The sequence below is a fragment of the Candidatus Synechococcus spongiarum SH4 genome (assembly GCF_000586015.1).
Lineage (GTDB): Bacteria > Cyanobacteriota > Cyanobacteriia > PCC-6307 > Cyanobiaceae > Synechococcus_B > Synechococcus_B spongiarum_F.
Genome location: NZ_JENA01000202.1, coordinates 1 through 2,945, shown reverse-complemented (window position 1 = coordinate 2,945; position 2,945 = coordinate 1). Strand labels below are relative to the sequence as shown.

Genomic DNA, 2,945 nt, shown 5'->3' with positions numbered 1-2,945 from the left:
CACAGGCCGACAACCTTGACGTGAATAAGCTTCCTTCGCCCCTCTATCTCCTGGTGGAACGCAGTGTGGAGCTACAACCCCAGACCTTGGGCAGTCTCCACCACCTGGCCCCCCTGGACAAGGAGGAACAACAGCGGCAAGGGCTGATCCTGTTCAGCAACGTTCGCCAGGCACGGCGCCAGTGTCGTAGGAACCAGCGGATTGTCAAGTTGGCCGACCCCAAGCTGCTGGGCAAGACGGCGCCTCACCTGCTGGCGCAAGGGATCAGCCGTCTGGTGGTTGAGGACGCCCTCTATGCCCTGCCCGGAAGTGTTGCCACTGCCGGGGCTCGGCCCTGAATCCCCCTCACTCCCGCTCCTCTTCCACTGAAGAGGAGCGGGGCCACGCCAGGGCGCTGGCACTGCTGCCAGCCACCACCCCGATGATCAATCCCACCCCGATGATCACGCCGCTGGGTAAAGGGATGGTTGTGCGATTCAACCCCAGGTCAAGGCTGAGGCGCTCCGACGAGCGCTCCAGGTTCTGGGCGCCCAGACTGAGGCATAGGAGCATCAGTATGCCCACACCCCAGCCGGTGCTCAGCAGGAGAAAACGACGGACCATGACAACCACTATGGCCCAGCGCCCTGCTCTTCGTCGCAGCGCTGTTGCACCAGCAGGGCATAGAGCCGCTGGCGGCTGTGGCCACTGCGCTGGGCCAGGATACGGGCGGCCTGGCTGGGGCTGAGGCCATCCCTCCGGATCAACTCCTGCAACCGGGTTGCCAGGGCATCCCCATCCCAGGGCAACGTCTCCGGCTCCGGGCAGCCCCCCACCACAACACAACATTCACCCCGGGGCGCCCGCTCCCGGAAATGGTCCAGGGCCATGGCCGTGGTGGGACCAACGAACTCTTCATGGCGCTTGGTCAACTCCCGCGCCACCTGGAGGGGGCGATCACCCCACAGCTTCAACAGGTCCTCCAGCAGCGCCAACAGCCGATGGGGGGCCTCATGGAACACCACGGTGCGGGGTTCCGCCGCCATGTGTCGGAGACGCTGACGCCGGGCGCCGGCCCTGGCCGGCAGAAAACCTTCAAACACAAACCGCCCGGAAGGCAGACCACTGCCCACCAGGGCCGTGACAAAAGCGGTGGGGCCGGGAACGCAGACCACCCCATGCCCCGCCTGGCGCGCTGCCGCCACCAACTCTTCACCAGGGTCGCTGATGCCGGGTAGGCCGGCATCACTGATCAGCGCCAGGCTGTGACCCGCCGTCATCAGCTCCAGGAGCTGCGGTTGGCGCTGGCGACGGTTGTGGCGGTGAAAGCTGATCAGCCGGCCATGACCCGAGAGATCTTGCAACAACCGGGCGCTGTGGCGTGTGTCCTCACAGGCAATCACATCCGCCTGCTCCAGCACCCTGCGGGCGCGGGGGCTGAGATCCTCCCGGTTACCGATGGGTGTACCCACCACATAGAGCACCCCGCCATGGGGTTCTTCCCGGGGCTGTTCCACAATGGCGCCTGCCTGTGTTGCCATCATGGCCAGTCCTGCTGCTGTTTTCCCCCATGGCGTGAAAGGGGACCACCTCATGGCCGTGCTGCGGCGCAGTGGCTGGGAAGCCGCGGACCTGTTGCGGGCCTATGCCCGTGGCCAACAGCCTCCCTACGGCTATCCCCCCGGGTTGACCGTGGAGGAGGGACGGGATGGGCCGGTGAGCGCCGCTGATCGGGCAGTCCATCGCCACGTGCTCCAAGCCCTGGCCCGGAATTGGCCCCACGCCCCCTGGGGGATCCTGAGTGAGGAAACCACCCACCCTGACCACCGGGACCATCCCCTGGATCAGGAGTGGGTCTGGCTGCTGGATCCCCTGGACGGCACCAGGGATTTTCTGGAGGGGACCGGGCACTACGCCATCCACCTGGCGCTGCTGCACAAGGGCCGCCCCCGGTTTGGGCTGGTGATGCTGCCGGAGCGGGAGGAGCTGTGGTTCGGTCTGGAGGGCCGTTGCTGGCGGGAAAATCGTCAGGGCATAGGCCGCCCCGCTCAACTGAGTGGGCGCCGCCGCTGTGAAGACTTGATCCTGGTGGCCAGCCGCAATCATCGTGACGAGCGTCTGGAAGCCCTGATTCCGCGCCTGGGCCTGGCCGGAAGTCGATCCGTGGGCAGTGTGGGCTGCAAGGTGGCCGCCATCCTGCGGGGCGAAGCGGACGTGTACGTTTCCCTCTCAGGCCGCTCCGCACCGAAACACTGGGACATGGCGGCGCCGGAAGCGGTGCTCCGGGCGGCTGGGGGTTGCTTCCGCCATGGGGACGGTCGCCCCCTCGCCTATGGCAGCGGCGATCTACGGCAGAGGGGTTGTCTGATCGCCAGCCACGGCCCCTGTCAAGAGCAACTGGAAGCCCGGGCCCGGACGGCCATGGCCGCCATTGATCCGGGTTTTGTGCTTTAGACGCTCCGGCTTCGTATCGTATCAACATGGTGATCATGCGCATCCAGCCACGCCCGCACCCTTCAAGCTGCCTGTCGGGCAGCAGCTTCCGGTGATGTCCCATGATGCATAGAACGCCTGCGGGCATCCGGTTGGCATGTTCAGGACAAGGATGTAATTGATCTCAACGCGGGTCTCGACATCGCCGTGGGCAAGTACCAGACGGATATTGGCCCGGCCGACTACGAGAGCACGGGACAGGTCACACGCTTCAGCAACGCACGGGATCCCCTGGGAAGCCTGTGGTCAATTCGGTCATTCAGGCTGAATGCGCCCATGGAGGCCATGTCCGCCAGTTCGCCGGGAACCCCATCCTGAGCGGATCCACCAAGGGGCAGTCGCTGATCAACTGAACGACAGGTTCTCGCCATGGCATTGCCGGCGCATCGTGAACTGCCTGTTCCAGAGGTGTCCATGGTGGGCGCAGATGTTGCGAACATGGGTTGAATGATGACAGAAGGAGGTGAAAAAAC

At 65.2% G+C, this 2,945-nt stretch carries 3 protein-coding genes and 1 pseudogene; 2 read left to right on the top strand and 2 right to left on the bottom strand.

The features are described 5' to 3' along the window. A pseudogene (locus tag BG35_RS0108385) lies at positions 1–338 on the top strand (hypothetical protein); the annotation flags it as partial. Positions 339–345: 7 nt separating this feature from the next. On the opposite strand, the gene BG35_RS0108380 reads toward BG35_RS0108385, so the two are convergent. Both BG35_RS0108380 and rsmI read right to left on the bottom strand, forming a co-directional pair. Beyond that, entirely contained in the window at positions 346–603 is a 258-nt protein-coding gene (locus tag BG35_RS0108380) for a hypothetical protein (protein WP_025782472.1), read from the bottom strand. A gap of 8 nt (positions 604–611) precedes the next feature. Then, positions 612–1,523, bottom strand: coding sequence for a 16S rRNA (cytidine(1402)-2'-O)-methyltransferase (gene rsmI, locus BG35_RS0108375; protein WP_051506224.1), 912 nt, complete (start codon positions 1,521–1,523; stop codon positions 612–614). On the opposite strand from rsmI, the gene BG35_RS0108370 reads away from it, so the two are divergent. Beyond that, a complete protein-coding gene (locus BG35_RS0108370) occupies positions 1,522–2,433 on the top strand; it encodes a 3'(2'),5'-bisphosphate nucleotidase CysQ family protein (RefSeq protein ID WP_025782470.1) in 912 nt (303 codons plus the stop codon). The two genes, rsmI and BG35_RS0108370, sit on opposite strands and share 2 nt — an antisense overlap. The last annotated feature ends 512 nt before the right edge of the window (positions 2,434–2,945 follow it).

Excerpts from the sequence above, each read along its gene's own strand:
- BG35_RS0108370 (WP_025782470.1), top strand. The coding sequence starts at position 1,522 with ATGGCCAGTCCTGCTGCTGTTTTCCCCCATGGCGTGAAAGGGGACCAC.
- rsmI (WP_051506224.1), bottom strand. The coding sequence starts at position 1,523 with ATGATGGCAACACAGGCAGGCGCCATTGTGGAACAGCCCCGGGAAGAA.
- BG35_RS0108380 (WP_025782472.1), bottom strand. The coding sequence starts at position 603 with ATGGTCCGTCGTTTTCTCCTGCTGAGCACCGGCTGGGGTGTGGGCATA.